At 63.7% G+C, this 15,107-nt stretch carries 16 protein-coding genes; 9 read left to right on the forward strand and 7 right to left on the reverse strand.

The window, feature by feature from the left end:
* From xerD to queG, 3 genes are all read right to left on the reverse strand, one after another.
* Nucleotides 1-873: site-specific tyrosine recombinase XerD (gene xerD / locus A6V37_RS01075; protein ID WP_064285686.1), on the reverse strand; the 873-nt coding region annotated here is incomplete at its 3' end.
* Nucleotides 870-1,340: a methylated-DNA--[protein]-cysteine S-methyltransferase gene (locus tag A6V37_RS01080; RefSeq protein WP_064268919.1), complete on the reverse strand. Its 471-nt coding sequence runs from the start codon at nucleotides 1,338-1,340 to the stop codon at nucleotides 870-872. The genes A6V37_RS01080 and xerD, both read right to left, overlap by 4 nt.
* 125 nt (nucleotides 1,341-1,465) lie before the next feature.
* Nucleotides 1,466-2,695, reverse strand: coding sequence for a tRNA epoxyqueuosine(34) reductase QueG (queG, locus tag A6V37_RS01085; protein WP_064268712.1), 1,230 nt, complete (start codon nucleotides 2,693-2,695; stop codon nucleotides 1,466-1,468).
* Nucleotides 2,696-2,712: 17 nt separating this feature from the next.
* Here queG and tsaE point away from each other — a divergent pair, with 17 nt between their 5' ends.
* Nucleotides 2,713-3,276 (forward strand): tRNA (adenosine(37)-N6)-threonylcarbamoyltransferase complex ATPase subunit type 1 TsaE, encoded by a 564-nt coding sequence (gene tsaE, locus A6V37_RS01090; protein WP_064285688.1) that lies wholly within the window; start codon nucleotides 2,713-2,715, stop codon nucleotides 3,274-3,276.
* The gene (locus tag A6V37_RS01095; RefSeq protein ID WP_064268714.1) at nucleotides 3,258-4,853 is read left to right on the forward strand and encodes an N-acetylmuramoyl-L-alanine amidase; all 1,596 of its coding nucleotides are present in this window, start codon (nucleotides 3,258-3,260) and stop codon (nucleotides 4,851-4,853) included. Before tsaE ends, A6V37_RS01095 begins: the two co-directional genes overlap by 19 nt.
* An 86-nt stretch (nucleotides 4,854-4,939) precedes the next feature.
* On the opposite strand, the gene A6V37_RS01100 is transcribed toward A6V37_RS01095, so the two are convergent.
* Nucleotides 4,940-5,821 (reverse strand): EamA family transporter, encoded by an 882-nt coding sequence (locus tag A6V37_RS01100; protein ID WP_064268715.1) that lies wholly within the window; start codon nucleotides 5,819-5,821, stop codon nucleotides 4,940-4,942.
* Between the two features lie 178 nt (nucleotides 5,822-5,999).
* Between A6V37_RS01100 and A6V37_RS01105 the strand changes: the two genes are divergently transcribed.
* Together A6V37_RS01105 and trxA are read left to right on the forward strand one after the other, a co-directional pair.
* A complete protein-coding gene (locus A6V37_RS01105) occupies nucleotides 6,000-6,875 on the forward strand; it encodes a pirin family protein (protein ID WP_064268716.1) in 876 nt (291 codons plus the stop codon).
* 81 nt (nucleotides 6,876-6,956) lie between these two features.
* Nucleotides 6,957-7,805 carry a thioredoxin gene (gene trxA, locus A6V37_RS01110; RefSeq protein ID WP_064268717.1) on the forward strand — a complete coding sequence of 283 codons (849 nt, stop codon included), beginning with the start codon at nucleotides 6,957-6,959 and terminating at the stop codon, nucleotides 7,803-7,805.
* Nucleotides 7,806-7,887: 82 nt separating this feature from the next.
* Here the strand turns inward: trxA and tcdA are convergent, their stop codons facing one another.
* A complete protein-coding gene (gene tcdA, locus A6V37_RS01115) occupies nucleotides 7,888-8,745 on the reverse strand; it encodes a tRNA cyclic N6-threonylcarbamoyladenosine(37) synthase TcdA (RefSeq protein WP_064268718.1) in 858 nt (285 codons plus the stop codon).
* A 240-nt stretch (nucleotides 8,746-8,985) separates the two neighbouring features.
* Here tcdA and pdxH point away from each other — a divergent pair, with 240 nt between their 5' ends.
* The 3 genes from pdxH (at nucleotide 8,986) to A6V37_RS01130 (ending at nucleotide 12,362) form a co-directional block, all read left to right on the forward strand.
* Nucleotides 8,986-9,627: a pyridoxamine 5'-phosphate oxidase gene (gene pdxH, locus A6V37_RS01120; RefSeq protein ID WP_064268719.1), complete on the forward strand. Its 642-nt coding sequence runs from the start codon at nucleotides 8,986-8,988 to the stop codon at nucleotides 9,625-9,627.
* Between the two features lie 140 nt (nucleotides 9,628-9,767).
* On the forward strand, nucleotides 9,768-10,982 hold the full coding sequence (locus A6V37_RS01125; RefSeq protein WP_064268720.1) for an SAM-dependent methyltransferase: 1,215 nt from the start codon (nucleotides 9,768-9,770) through the stop codon (nucleotides 10,980-10,982).
* Nucleotides 10,983-11,054: 72 nt separating this feature from the next.
* The gene (locus A6V37_RS01130) at nucleotides 11,055-12,362 is read left to right on the forward strand and encodes a DUF72 domain-containing protein (protein ID WP_064268721.1); all 1,308 of its coding nucleotides are present in this window, start codon (nucleotides 11,055-11,057) and stop codon (nucleotides 12,360-12,362) included.
* A gap of 74 nt (nucleotides 12,363-12,436) precedes the next feature.
* On the opposite strand, the gene msrA is transcribed toward A6V37_RS01130, so the two are convergent.
* Nucleotides 12,437-12,985: a peptide-methionine (S)-S-oxide reductase MsrA gene (msrA, locus tag A6V37_RS01135; protein ID WP_064268722.1), complete on the reverse strand. Its 549-nt coding sequence runs from the start codon at nucleotides 12,983-12,985 to the stop codon at nucleotides 12,437-12,439.
* Nucleotides 12,986-13,241: 256 nt separating this feature from the next.
* On the opposite strand from msrA, the gene A6V37_RS01140 reads away from it, so the two are divergent.
* A complete protein-coding gene (locus tag A6V37_RS01140) occupies nucleotides 13,242-13,751 on the forward strand; it encodes a flavin reductase family protein (RefSeq protein WP_064268723.1) in 510 nt (169 codons plus the stop codon).
* A gap of 30 nt (nucleotides 13,752-13,781) precedes the next feature.
* Here the strand turns inward: A6V37_RS01140 and A6V37_RS01145 are convergent, their stop codons facing one another.
* Nucleotides 13,782-14,297, reverse strand: coding sequence for an Lrp/AsnC family transcriptional regulator (locus A6V37_RS01145; protein ID WP_064268724.1), 516 nt, complete (start codon nucleotides 14,295-14,297; stop codon nucleotides 13,782-13,784).
* A gap of 130 nt (nucleotides 14,298-14,427) precedes the next feature.
* On the opposite strand from A6V37_RS01145, the gene kynB reads away from it, so the two are divergent.
* The gene (gene kynB, locus A6V37_RS01150) at nucleotides 14,428-15,066 is read left to right on the forward strand and encodes an arylformamidase (RefSeq protein WP_064268725.1); all 639 of its coding nucleotides are present in this window, start codon (nucleotides 14,428-14,430) and stop codon (nucleotides 15,064-15,066) included.
* Nucleotides 15,067-15,107 lie beyond the last annotated feature (41 nt).

The raw sequence follows: 15,107 nt of genomic DNA on the forward strand, positions 1-15,107 counted from the left end.
GATCTGCGTGGTCGAAATATCGGTGTGGCCCAGCAGCAGCTGCACCACGCGCAGATCGGCGCCGTGATTGAGCAGATGCGTCGCGAACGCGTGCCGCAGGGTGTGCGGCGACAGCGGCGCATGCACGCCGGCCGCAGCCGCGTGTCGTTTAATGATGTTCCAGAACTGCTGACGCGTCATGCCCTCCGCGCGGTTCGTGACGAACAGCGCATCCGCCGCGCGCGCGCCGAGCAACGCGGGGCGAGCCTCGCGCAGATAGCGCTCGATCCAGCCGTGCGCCTCTTCGCCGAACGGAATCAGGCGCTCTTTCGAGCCTTTGCCTAGCACGCGCACTACGCCTTCGTTCAGCCCGACTTCCACCGTTTTCAGCGTGACGAGTTCGGTCACGCGCAAGCCGCTCGCGTACATCAGTTCCAGCATCGTGCGGTCGCGCAGGCCCAGCGGCGTGTCGATGTCGGGCGCGCCAAGCAGCGCTTCGACCTGCGCTTCGCTGAGCGTGGACGGAAACCGCGGTGGCTGCTTCGCCGAACGGATGCGCACCGTCGGGTCCACCTTCGCCCGATGCTCACGCACCGCCCAGCCGTAGTAGCGCCGAAACACCGAAAGCCGCCGGTTCGCCGAGGTCGATTTGTCGCCCTGCCGCGCCGCGCTATAGGCGTTGAGATCGGCCTCACTGGCGGTGTCGAGCGAGGTGTTACGAGTCTGCGCGAGCCATTCGCAGAAGAGCCGCAGATCGCGGCGGTACGCATCGAGCGTGTTGCGTGACAGGCCGTGCTCGAGCCAGAGCGCGTCGCAGAATGCATCGATCGACGCCGAGCTGGCGATGAACAGCGGTGACGCGGCGGGCGCGTCGTCAATCAAGGTGTCGCTCATGCGTAGGGAATGCCTTCGTGGGTCAAGAGCCAGCGTTTGACGTTGCGGAAGAAACCGTCGCCGGCGTGATGCGCAAAGCCGCCGATGCCGCTCGAGCTCACAACCCGGTGACACGGAATCACGATCGGAAAGTAATTGGAGCCGCAGGCCTGGCCGACTGCGCGCGGCACGCTGCCCACCTGCTTTGCCAGTTGCCCGTAGGTGAGCACGACACCCGGCGGAATATCGCGGATCGCCTGCCAGACGCGCCGCTGAAACGCGGTGCCGACCGGCGCGAGCGGCAACTCGAAGGTCGCCGACGCGGTTTCGAAATAGCGCTCGATCTGCTCAACCGCTTGCCGGGCTAACGGCGTATCGGGCTCGACGCAGGGTATCGAATCCGGCAGATAGACGATCTCGCGCACGGCCTCGCCTTCGAGGCGAATGCCGACCTTGCCAAACGGTGCATCGATCACTGCATTGAACATGGTTGCCTGCTCCTCGCTGGCGCGGCGTGCCGGTTTTCGATTGAGTTCCACGGCGCGCATTCCAGATGCGCCGCCCAATAACGCCATAACCCAACAACCCGACAGCCCGCCCGATTGCCGCTACTTTACGCCGCTTCCAGGGCCCATTCCACGTGCTCTCGCACGATCGCGGACGGATCGTCGGCACGCGATCTCAGCGCCTGCACGATCGCCTCGCGCGCCGGCACACTCAAACTTTCCGGCGACGCGCGCAGCGCGTTACCCATGCCGACTGCGAGATTGCGCAGCCAGCTCTCGTAGCCGATGCGGCGAATCGCGCTGCCCTGCATGCGCGTATCGAACTCGTGCGCGCTCCACGCGAAGAGTTCGACCAGCGACGCGCGATCGAGCCCATGCCTGACGTCGAAATCGTCGACCGGCGCGGCCTGCGCGAACTTGTTCCACGGACACACGAGCTGACAATCGTCGCAGCCATACACACGATTGCCGATTAGCGGCCGCATTTCCAGGGGAATCCTGCCCTTCAATTCAATCGTGAGGTACGAAATGCAGCGCCGCGCGTCGACCTTGTAAGGCGCGACGATCGCGCCGGTCGGGCAGGCGCCGATGCAGCGGGTGCAACTGCCGCAATGCGAGCCCGGCGTTTCGGGCGCGGCTTCGGGGACGGTCTCGGCGTCGGTCGGCAAAGGCACGTCGACGTAAATCTCGCCGAGAAAGAACATTGAACCGGCGTCGCGCTGCAGCAGCAGTGTGTGCTTGCCGCGCCAGCCGATCCCGGCTTTCTGGGCGAGCTCGACTTCCAGCACCGGCGCCGAATCGGTAAATACGCGGTAGCCGAACGCACCGATCTCCGCTTCGATTTTCTCGGCCAGATGTTGCAGACGGTTACGCATCACCTTGTGATAATCGCGGCCGCGGGCGTAGATCGACACCACGGCCGCCGACGGGTCCGCTAGCCGCGCATGCTCGGCCAAACGCCAGTCCTGCCAGTCCTGCGAAGCGCTTTCGTGCGGCTTTCCACTCGATGCATGAGCGGGCAAATAGGCGATGCGCGCGGTAATCACACGTCGCGTACCGGCCACAAGCTCGGCGGGACGCGCGCGTTTCATGCCGTGTTTCGCCATATAATCCATCTCGCCGTGACAACCCGCTTCCAGCCAGGCTGCAAGCGGCGCTTCGGCGGCGGAGAGGTCCGTGTCGCTAATGCCGATCGCTCCAAATCCCAGTTCACGGCCCCAGGTTTTGATATTCAGCGCGAGCGCCTTCAGCGCCGCTTCATCGAAATGACGCTCGGCACGCGCATCGTCAACAGACGCAGGCGTGCAGGAAACAGGGGACTCCGGACTTCGGTTCATCACGCCATTTTACGAGAATGCCTGCCAATCCTGATCTCGCGATCCAACCGCCCGCTCCTGTCCTGCTCGAACGCACTTTCGCGCTCGCGGACGAAGCCGCCACGCTGGCATTCGGCGAGCGCTTCGCGCACGCTATCGAAAGCGTGCGCGAAGCGTCGTCACCCGCACCGGAAGGCCAGGCATTCCACGGACTGCAAGTGCAACTGGTCGGCGACCTCGGCGCCGGCAAAACCACACTCGTGCGTGCGACCTTACGCGGTCTCGGCCACACCGGCCGCGTGCGCAGTCCCACCTACACGCTCGTCGAACCCTATGTGCTCGAACGGGCCGGCGGGGAACTCGCGCTCTATCACTTCGATCTGTACAGATTTACCGATCCGGCCGAATGGGCCGACGCGGGCTTTCGCGAATACTTCGACAGCGGCGCAATCTGCCTCGTCGAGTGGCCGCAACGCGCGGGGGCCCTGCTGGGCGTGCCGGATCTCGTCTTCTCGCTCGACCTGGACAACGAGGGTGACGGCCGCGTACTCGTTGCACTGGCATACAGCGAATCAGGAAAGGCATGTCTCGAAAGATGTTAATCAAACCGTTCCGCTCGATCGAATCGGCCGCTACCGCAACGCATAACTGGCGGCGCCGGCAGATTCTGCGCGCGGGTGCGTCCACGCTCGTGCTCGGCCTCGTCGCTCCGCGTCTCGCGTGGGCCAGCTCGGTGCTCGGCGTGCGCGTCTGGCCGGCGCGCGACTATACGCGCGTAACGATCGAATCCGATCAACCATTGCAGAACACGCAGCAGTTGCTGCAGGGACCGGACCGGCTGGTGGTCGATCTGAGCGGCCTCGACCTGGACCAGGCGCTCAAGGACCTCGTGTCGAAGATCACGCCGAACGACCCGCAGATTCAGTCGGTGCGGGTCGGGCAATATCAGCCGCACGTGGTGCGCATGGTGTTCGACCTGAAGGGCTCGGTGAAGCCGCAGGTGTTCACGCTGCCGCCGGTCGGCGCGTACAAGTACCGGCTGGTGTTCGACCTGTATCCGGCGGTCGCGCCTGATCCGTTGATGGATCTGCTCGCTCAGACGGAGCGCAAGCAGCAAACCCTGAACGAAGAAAACAGCGCGCCGCCTGCCACGCTGAGCGGACCGGGCACCACGCCGCCCACGCCCGACAACAGCGAGGCGTTCTTCGAGCGGTACGCGCAGAACGGCGGCAGCGGCGCCTCGTCTGGCGTGCCGCATCCGCCGGTGCATGTCGTGCCGCCGCCCGCGCCGCCGATCATCGGGAAGGCGCCCGCGCCTGCCGTACCGGTGCCGCCGGTGGCGCCGCCCACGGCAATTGCGCGCAACAAGAACGGCAACAGCAACGGCGCGAGCGCGTTGGGCTCGGACGACGCCGGCGACGACGATACCTACGCCTTCACCAACCCCAAGTCCGGCAAGAGCAACACGGTGCGTCTGCTGACCGTCGCCATCGATCCGGGCCACGGCGGCGAAGACCCGGGTGCGATCGGCGGCTCGGGCACGTACGAGAAACACGTCGCGCTCGACATCGCGAAGAAGCTGCGCGCGAAAATCGACGCGCAGCCGAACATGCGCGCCATGATGACGCGCGACGCCGACTTCTTCGTGCCGCTCAACGTGCGCGTGCAGAAGGCGCGGCGCGTCGGTGCGGACCTGTTCGTGTCGATCCACGCGGACGCGTTCACCACACCCGACGCGAAGGGCTCGTCGGTGTTCGCGCTGTCCGAGCACGGTGCATCGAGCGCCGCGGCGCGTTGGATGGCCAACAAGGAGAACTCGTCGGATCAGATCGGCGGGATCAACATCAAGTCCACCGACGCCACGGTCAATCGCGCGCTGTTCGATATGTCGACCACCGCGCAGATCCGCGATTCGATGCGTTACGGCAACTTCGTGCTGAAGGAAATCGGCGGGATCAACAAGCTGCACAAGGGCTCGGTCGAACAGGCCGGGTTCGCGGTGCTCAAAGCGCCGGACATTCCGTCGATCCTCGTCGAAACGGCCTTCATCAGCAACCCGGATGAAGAGCGCAAGCTGAACGATGATGCCTACCGCGACAAGATGGCCGATGCGATCATGAGCGGCATCAAGCGCTATTTCGCGGCGAATCCGCCGCTGGCGAAAAACCGCATGACGTGATGCGCGTGCACGCAGCGCTGCAATGAAAAACGGCCGCTCGATGCGGCCGTTGTTTCGTCTCCCTTCAGACGGGCGAGCCGCTCGGCTCAACGCGCCAGGGAAAAGCGCTGCACGGCCCAGCCGCCGAATACGTTCACGGCGAGTCCCGCCATCACCAGCGCAGCGCCGCCGACCTGCGCCGCGGACAACTGCTCACCGAGAAACAGAGACGCCGACGCCAGACCGACAATCGGCACCAGCAACGAAAAAGGCGCGACCTGGCTCGCCGGATGGCGCGACAGCAGGCGGCTCCACAACCCGTAGCCGACCAGCGTGGCCACGAAGGCCAGATACACGACAGCGAAGATCGACATGGCGCTGATGCCGGACAGCGCCGCAACGATGCGCTGCGGCCCCTCGAACGCATACGACAGCGCGAAGAACGGCAGCGGCGGAATCAGGCTGCCCCACACCACGAGTCCGACCAGATCGACTTTGCCGACTTTCTTCGTGACGATGTTGCCGAGCGCCCACGAACAGGCGGCGCACAACGTCAGCACAAAACCCGCCAACGTCATGGCATGGCCGCCTTGCATGCCGATCACGGCAAGGCCTGCCGCCGCGATTAGCAAGCCCACGACGTTCTGCGCGCGAAACCGCTCATGCAGGAAAGCGGCCGCGAAAATCAACGTGAAAAATGCCTGCGCCTGCAATACCAGCGAGGCAAGACCCGCGGGCATGCCGACATACATGGCCGAAAACAGAAAAGCGAACTGTCCCAGCGAGATCGTCACGCCGTACGCGAGCAGCCAGCGCCACGGCAAATTCGGCCGCTTGACGAAAAACACCGCCGGCACCGCGGCAAGCGTAAAACGCAGCGCGCCGAGCAGCATGGGCGGCACGCCGTGGAGGCCCACCTTGATCACGACGAAATTGACGCCCCACGCCACGACGACGACCAGCGCGAGCAGTAAATCCTTGGGCGACATCCCGGTCTCCGGTTGATGGGCTGATCCGCCAGTTTAGCGGAGCCGGCAACAGCGCGTGCGCGCCCGCGCCACGAATTCCCGGAGCATGGACGTGCCCCTAACCGTCGTCGTTGCGCCCGCCGCAGTAGAATCGTCCATTAAGCAGGATCCCCACTCACTCTTCTAGCCGAGCCCGACCATGTCTACCTCGATCAAAGCGGTCCTCAAACCCCATCTGCGTGACGTCGGCAACCTGATGGTGCGACGTGTGCTGCCCGCCATGGCCGCACGCCTGATCGGTCCGTTCATCTTTTTCGATCACATGGGTCCGGCCGTCCTCGAACCCGGTGTCGGCCTCGACGTGCGCCCGCATCCGCACATCGGCCTCGCCACAGTGACGTATCTGTTCGAAGGCGCGATCATGCATCGCGACAGCCTCGGGTCGCTGCAGAAGATCGTCCCCGGCGACGTCAACTGGATGACCGCGGGACGCGGCATCGTCCATTCGGAGCGCACGCCGGACGAAGACCGCGCGAAAGGCCAGACCATGCACGGCATCCAGACGTGGGTCGCGCTGCCGCTCGCAGACGAAGAGATCGAACCGTCGTTCGCGCATCACGCGGCGGACACGTTGCCGGTGGTCGAGCGCAACGGCGTCACGCTGCGCGTGATCGCCGGCACGGCGTTCGGCGAAACCTCGCCGGTCGCCACCTTCTCGGGCACGCTGTACGTCGCCGCCGAGTTCGCGCCAGGCGGCGCCTTCGCGCTCGAACCGGAGCACGAGGAACGCGGCGTCTATCTGGCGGAGGGCGACCTGGAAATCGACGGCACGCCGCTCGAAGTCGGCCAGATGGCGGTGCTCGCGCTCGACGAAACAGTCACGCTCGCCAGCACGCACGGCGCGCGTGTCATGCTGCTCGGCGGCGAGAAGCTGGATGGCGAGCGCTTTATCGAATGGAATTTCGTCGCGAGTTCACGCGAGAAAATCGAAGCCGCGAAACTCGCCTGGACCAACCAGGAAATGGGCACGGTGCCGGGCGAAACCGAATGGATCCCGCTCCCCACGCGCAAATAATTGCGGGCGGGTTCAGGCGGCATTGAATCCGCGACGATCGGCCCCAACTAGCCGGCAAACCGTTTTATCGACGAGGACGCAATGGACACCACTCTGGCCACTTTCGAACAGGACGTCATCACGGCGTCGACACTGGCGCCCGTGCTGGTCGACTTCTGGGCGCCATGGTGCGGCCCGTGCAAGAGCCTCGGCCCGATGCTGGAAAAGCTCGAGGCCGAAGCCGCCGGCAAATGGAAGCTGGTGAAGGTCAACGTGGACGAGAATCAGGAACTGGCCGCGCACTTCCAGGTGCGCAGCATTCCGCACGTCATGGCGTTTGCCGACGGCCGCCCGGTCGACCAGTTTGTCGGCGTGCTGCCTGAAGGGCAGTTGCGCGAATTCATCGACCGGCTCGTGCCGCAAGGCGCGGACGCTGCTCGCCTCGAGGCGCAAACCGCGCTGGCCGAAGGCCGCCGCGAAGACGCCTACGACGCGCTGCAAGCCGCCCTCGCCTACGACCCCGGCTTCGACGAGGCACGCATGGACCGCATCGAGATGCTGCTCGAAGACCACCGCATCGACGAAGCTCGTAACGAAGTCGATCTGCTTTCGCCGAAAACGACGCAAGGCATCGACGCGCGCTTCAACGCCATCAAGACACGGCTGGATGCAGTGGACGCCGCTGCCGATCTGCCGCCCACGGATGCACTGGAAGCGGCCGTCGCCGCCAACCCGGCCGATCTCGAAGCGCGTTTCGATCTGGCCAGCGCGCTGATTGCCCGCCGCAACTACGCGGGCGCGCTCGAACATCTGCTGGCGATCGTGCAGCGCGACCGCACGTTCCGCGACGATATCGGCCGTAAGACGATGCTCTCGGTGTTCGATCTGGCGGCGCATCAGCCGGAGCTGGTGTCGCAATGGCGGCGCAAGTTGAGCGCGTCGTTGTTCTGATCCGCGCGGTATCCAGATGCGGCTTCCAGGCCGCATCCCGGCACGCCGTGGCAAATGCGGCGGCGTGCCTCAACTCATCACCTCAGGCCGTTGCCTGCTTCGCCAACGCACGCAGCACATGCGCGGCCGCGGCAAATCCAAAGCTCGCGGTCACGCACACGCTTGAACCAAATCCCGCGCAGTTCAATCCCACCGGCCCGGTGTGACCCGGCGACGTGCTCACGTGTTCGGCTTCTTCGTCGATATCGCACACGGCGGCTTCCGGGTAGATCAGCGGCTCGTCGGAATACACCGCACTCACCTTGAAGCGGGCCTTCGGACCACGCGGAAAGCCGTGCAGCTTGCGCAGTTGCCCACGCACTTTCGACAGCAGCGGGTCCTGGATCGTCAGCGCCAGATCGTCAATGCGAATGCGCGTGGGATCGAGCTGGCCACCGGCGCCGCCGACCGTGATCAACGGCTGTTTCTTTTCGACGCACCATGCGATCAACGCGGTCTTGGTGCGCACGCTGTCGATCGCGTCGATCACATAGTCGAAGCCACCACCGAGCGTCGCCTCAAAGTTATCCGGCTCAACAAAGTCTTCCACTAGCCGCACGTCGCAAAACGGATTGATCGCCGCGATGCGCTCAGCCATGGCTTCGACCTTCGGTTTTCCGTAGTTGCCGTCGAGCGCATGGATCTGCCGGTTAGTGTTGCTCTCTGCGACGTTGTCGAGATCGATCAGCGTCAGCGAGCCAATCGCACTGCGCGCCAATGCCTCGGCGACCCACGAACCGACTCCGCCAATGCCAATGACCGCGACGTGCGCGCCTTCGAACGCGGCAAGCGCCGGCGCGCCGTACAGGCGGGCGATGCCGCCGAAGCGCCGTGCGCGGTCGGCGGTTTCATCGCCGTCAAGGCCGGCTGTATGATCGGATTGCACTGGGGTGCTGGACATGGTGGCGGGACTCGTTGAAATCAGGCATACGTAAAACGGCGACGCTCGACCGGGATGACGGGTCCGGGCGCGCACAGCCCTGTATTTTGCCTGAACGCGCCAATTTGCATTGCAACACCAAAGTCCGCCGCTGCCACCGGCACAAACGCGCAACTGACAGCGCAAGGCCTTGACCTGGCTGCAGGCAAAAATCCAGCGGCTTAGCTATACTTAAATGAACTGTAGCGTTCGCATAAGAACATGACCTCACTCGCCGAACTTCGAAAAAACTATTCGCTGGGTTCGTTGGACGTGGCCGACGTTGACCACAACCCGTTTCGTCAATTCGATACGTGGTTTAAGCAAGCGGTAGACGCCCAACTCCCCGAACCAAATACCATGACGCTGGCCACGGTGGATTCGCGCGGCCGGCCGTCGGCTCGTATCGTGCTTATCAAGGGCGTCGACGAGCGCGGCTTTGTTTTCTTCACCAATTACGAAAGCCGCAAAGGCCGTGAACTGGCCGCCAATCCGTACGCGAGCCTGCTGTTCTACTGGATCGAGCTCGAACGCCAGGTGCGCGTCGAGGGGCGCATTGTCAAAACCAGCGCGGAAGAAAGCGATGCTTATTTCGCGTCGCGTCCGCTCGGTTCACGTATCGGCGCGTGGGCGTCCAATCAGAGTCAGGTAATTGAAAGCCGTTCGCAGCTCGAAACACGCGAACGCGAATTCAGCCTGCAATACGGCGACGAGCCTCCGCGCCCGCCGCATTGGGGCGGGTATCGTTTGGTACCCGAAGCAATTGAATTCTGGCAAGGGCGGCCATCGCGTCTGCACGATCGCCTCCTTTATACGCGTTCAAGCGAACACAGCGGCTGGCAAATCTCCCGCCTGTCGCCCTGAGTCGGAACACAACGCCGCCCGCGCGTTGCCATCGCAGCAGCGCGCGCCGGCAGGATGGCACTCGCGGCATAGGAGTCGCGCCGCACTGAGTTGCGGTCCACACAAGCTTTGCTTTAATTCATCGGACACGGAGAGATCACATGTTCTGGGAGAAGAAGCTGGCGCAGTGGGTTGAAGAAGTAAAAACCAAGGCTAATCTGCCTGCACGCCTCGTGCTGTGGGACGGTCAGCAGCACGACTTCGGGCAGTTTGCCGCGCCTTCGGTCACGCTACACGTCAAAAGCGCGACGGCGCTGCCCTATCTGCTCGAACCGAGCCTCGACAATCTCGGCGAGGCGTACGTGAAGGGCAAGATCGACATCGAGGGCAAGCTGTCGGACATCATCAATGTCAGCTACCAGCTGGCGCGCAACACGGTCACCAGCGCCGGCAAGCTGGCGCGCGTACGGCGCTATTTCAATCACTCGAAAACGTCAGACAAGAAAGCGATTCAGTACCACTACGACGTCTCGAACGAGTTCTACAAGCTGTGGCTCGACGAGAACATGGTGTACTCGTGCGCGTACTTCGAGAACGGCGACGAAGACCTCGCGACCGCGCAGCTCAAGAAAATCGACCACATTCTCACCAAAATCCAGGTGCAACCCGGGCAGCGCCTGCTCGACATCGGTTGCGGCTGGGGTGCGCTCGTGCTGCGCGCGGCGCAGAAATTCGGTGCGAAATGCGTGGGCATCACGCTCTCGCAGAATCAGTTCGATCTCGCCACCGCGCGCGTGAAGGCCGCAGGTCTGGAAAATCAGATCGAGATTCGTCTGCAGGATTACCGCGACGTGCAAGGGCAATTCGACCGCATCACCAGCGTCGGTATGTTCGAGCACGTCGGCCGCAAGAATCTGCCGGGCTACTTCGAAAAGATGCACGATTTGCTGGCCGACGACGGCATTGCCATGAATCACGGCATTACGTCGAGCGATTCGGACAGTGGTGAAACCGCGCTCGGCGGGGGCGAATTCATCGACCGCTACGTGTTCCCGGACGGCGAGCTGCCGCACATCAGCCTCGCGCTTGAATCGATGCAGCGCGGCGGGCTCGAAGCGGTTGACGTGGAAAGCCTGCGCCGTCACTATGCGCACACGCTGAATTTGTGGGCAGAACAATTCGAAGCCCATGCGGACGAAGCCCGCAAACTGGTCGACGACGAAAAATTCCGCATCTGGCGTGTGTACCTCGCCGGCTGCGCGTATGCGTTCGAAAACGACGACGTCTCGATCTATCAGGTGGTGTGCCGCAAAGCCGGCCGCAGCGCGAAAACCTTGCCGTGGTCGCGCCGTTATATGTACGACAAACCGCTGTGATACGGTTGCGCCGCGGCGCCGTGCATGAGCGGCCCGCTTCGGCGCAATCCTTGAACAGCAGGTCGGACATTGATGGACAAGAGCGGGACAAGCGAAGTTGAACAGCCGGTCGAAGGCGAGACCGGCGCCGGCGGTGAAGCGGTGCAGTTCGATCTGTTTGGAATGCCGGTGGCGCTCGAGTCGACGCCGGCTTCCGCCCCCGCCAGGGCCGAGCCCCGCGTGAAGGCACGCCGGGAGGCGGCGCACGAGGCCGAGACCACACCGGCCCCCGCCGACACCCCCAAAAAACGCCGTACCCGCGAGATTCTCGCCGCCACGCCCACCCCCGAACTGCTCGCCCTCGCGGCCCAGTTGCCGCCGCAGGTCCACCTCGGCACCTCCACCTGGTCGTTTCCCGGCTGGAACGGCATTGTCTACGGCGACGAATACAGCAACAGCAAGCTCTCGCGCGAAGGTCTCACGGCCTACGGCGCGCATCCGCTGCTGACGACGGTCAGCATCGACCGGTCGTTCTATCAGGCGCTGACGGTCACCGAGTATTTGCGCTACGCGCAGCAGGTGCCTGAGCACTTCCGCTTCATCGTCAAGGCGCCGATGACGATCACCGACGCCACCGTGCGCGCCGAACGCGGCGAGCCGGTCTCGCTGAACCCGTGCTTTCTGAACGCGCAAATGGCGATCGACGACTTCGTGACGCCCTGTCTCGAAGGCCTCGGCGCCAAGGCCGGCGCGTTGGTGTTCCAGCTTTCACCGCTGCCGGATCAGATGCTCGCGCAGCCCGCAGCCTTCATCGAGCGGCTCGCCGAATTCCTGAGCGCCTTGCCGGCGCTGCCGGACCGCACCTGCTACGCGATCGAAATCCGCGACGCGAGCCTGCTCACGCCGCGCTTCATTCGCACGCTCAAGACGGCGGGGGTGCGCTATTGCGTCGGGATTCATGCGCGGATGCCGGACCCGCTTCGCCAGGCCGCGGCGCTCGCGCTGCTGGACGGCGATCCGGCGGGGCCGCTGATCGTGCGCTGGAGCCTGCACGGCGGCTTCAAATACGAACAGGCGAAGGCCAAGTACGAACCGTTCAACCAGCTGGTCGACCACGACCCGGCCACACGCGCTTCGCTCGCCGAGTTGGCCGCGCGTTATGCGTTGGCCGGCCAGCCGGTGGTGATCGCGATCAACAACAAAGCGGAAGGTTCAGCGCCGTTGAGCTGCGTGGAGCTGGCCCGGGAGATCATCGAGGCTTATGCGCGACTGGCGCACGAGCATGAGCACGAGAACGAGGACGAGGACGAGAACGACGGCGAGCCCTCGCCGCCCGACGAGGAAGACCAGCCCGCAGGTGGCAACGCCGGTAACGGCGAGCCGGACCCGGTGGCGCCGTAAGCGCATTCAACCGGCAGCCCGCCGACGCGGAACAACAGGCAGCCGCCAGCCAGGCCGGCCACCCGTTCGTGCGTTTAGCTCGCCTTGATCCGGTGAGCAAACTTCTGACGAAACTTCGCCACTTTCGGCGCGACCACGAACGAGCAGTACCCCTGATTCGGATGCTGCGCGAAATAGTTCTGGTGGTACGCCTCCGCCGGCCAGTAATTGCCGTCGAGCGGCAGCACCTGAGTGACGATCTGGCCGTCGTAGATACCTTGCTCGCCGATCTCGCGGATCGCCTGCAACGCCGTTTCCCGCTGTGCCTCGGAGTGCGTGAAAATCACCGACCGGTATTGCGTGCCGACGTCGTTGCCCTGCCGGTTCAACTGCGTCGGATCGTGGATGGCGAAAAAGATATCGAGAATCTCGCGGTAGCTGATCTTCGCCGGATCGAAGTCGACGTTCACGACTTCGGCATGGCCCGTCACGCCGTCGCACACCTGTTCATACGTCGGCTGCCGCGTCTGGCCGCCCGCATAGCCGGATTCCACCGAGTTCACGCCCTCGACGCCCAGATACACCGCTTCGAGACACCAGAAACACCCGCCACCGAGAGTGGCGACTTCGCCTGTCTGACTCATGCTGCTCGCTCCTTGAAACTCATAGTCGGCCGATGCCGGTCGTCGGTTCACCGCCACGCTCACATCATCCTCGAGCTTTCCAGCTTAGCGGGTTTTCCGCTTACCGGCTGGGACCGCGGCCAATGCGCCGCGATTGCAGTTAAAATTGGGACAAATCGACGATTTTCACTATGACTTTCGAATCATTTGTTTCCAGTTACATGCGCAACGGGGTCGGCCAAGGGTTCACCCGCTTTGCGCCAGAGGCTTGCACCCAATGACGCGCGCCAGCCCACCCAATTTCGACCAGACCGCCTTCAAACAGGCGCTTGGCCAGTTTGCCACCGGCGTCACCGTCATTACAACGCGTGCGGCATCCGGCCAATTGATCGGCATCACGGCCAGCTCATTCAATTCGGTTTCGCTCAATCCGCCGCTGGTGCTGTGGAGTCTTGCCACACGCTCAGCGTCGATGCCGGTGTTCCGCGCCAACAGTCACTACGTGGTGAATGTGCTGGCCTCGTCGCAGCTCGATTTGTGCAAGCGCTTCGCGACGGTGAAGGGCGATCGCTTCGAAGGCGTGTCGCACGCGGAGGGTGACAGCGGCATGCCGGTGCTGGATGGTGCGCTCGCCTGGTTCGAGTGCCATAACCGCAGCCGTTACGACGAAGGCGACCACGTGATATTCGTCGGCGAAGTGGAACGCTGCGGCGTGCACGGACAGGCCGCGGAAATCGCGCCGCTGATCTTCCAGCACGGCAAGTTCCACGGACTCAAACCGCTGTAAGCACGGCCGCCGTCCGCGCTCAGCGGTGGCTCAGCGGTCGTTGTGGGCGGTGCTGTGCCCGCTGGATTTCGTCACCAGCGAGACCGGGACGCCCGAATCTTCCTTCAGCGTCTGCAGCACGATATTCGAACGAATGTCCATCACGCCCGGCGCCTTGTAGAGGCGCTGCAGCACGAAATCCGAATAGTGTTTGAGGTTGTGCGCGAGGACCCGCAGCAGATAATGCGTCTCGCCGGTCACGACATACGCGCCGACCACTTCCGGCCAGTCGCGCAGCGCTTCCGCAAAGATTTCGTGCCAGTTCTGCTGGTCGTTGCGCATGGACACCTGCACGAACGCTTCCAGTTCAAAACCCAACACTTCCCGGTTCAGACACGCGCGGTAATGTTCGATGACGCCCTGCTCCTCGAGCAGGCGCAGGCGTCGCAGACAGGCTGACGGCGAGAGCGAAATGCGCTCCGCGAGGTCGAGATTGCTGATCCGTCCTTCTTGCTGAAGCACCGTCAAGATACGGCAATCGGTGGCGTCGAGCGAGATCGCATTCATATTCGGTCTCCCTTTTCCATTTATATCAAATTATGTTCCAAGACACGGCTTAAAAGAAGATTTTTTCGCAATCACATTTCGCGGCAAGCCACCTATCATTCCCTGATAGACACAAAGCGCAGATGGAGACATGCAAACACTCTGGGACATCACCCCCGCCGTCGATACCGCGACACCCGTGTGGCCCGGCGATACGCCGGTCGGCATCGAGCGCGTCTGGCGCATGGAGGCGGGCTCGCCGGTCAACGTCGCGCGGCTGACCTTGTCGCCGCACACCGGCGCGCACACCGACGCTCCGCTGCATTACGACGCCGAAGGCGCCGCGATCGGCATGGTGCCGCTCGACGCGTACCTCGGTCTATGCCGCGTGATTCATTGCATCGGCGCGTCGCCTGTTGTGACGCCACAACACCTGAACGGCTCGCTCGAGCAACTGCCGCCGCGAGTCTTACTGCGCACTTACAGCGAGGCGCCAGCCGCCGCGTGGGACAGCGCATTCTGCGCGGTCGCGGCGGAGACGATCGATCTGCTCGCGGCGCACGGCGTGAAGCTGATCGGTATCGACACGCCGTCGCTCGATCCGCAGGAATCGAAGACGATGGACGCCCATCATCGGGTTCGCGCGCACCGAATGGCAATTCTCGAAGGCATCGTGCTCGACGATGTCGCGCCCGGCGACTACGAATTGATAGCGCTGCCGCTGAAGCTGACCTCACTCGACGCAAGTCCAGTGCGCGCGGTATTGCGCGCGCTGCCAGACGCGCACTGAGCGCTCCTGATCTGATTGATTGAATTGTTTTGACTAACGGA

Source organism: Paraburkholderia ginsengiterrae, assembly GCF_001645125.1.
GTDB lineage: Bacteria > Pseudomonadota > Gammaproteobacteria > Burkholderiales > Burkholderiaceae > Paraburkholderia > Paraburkholderia ginsengiterrae.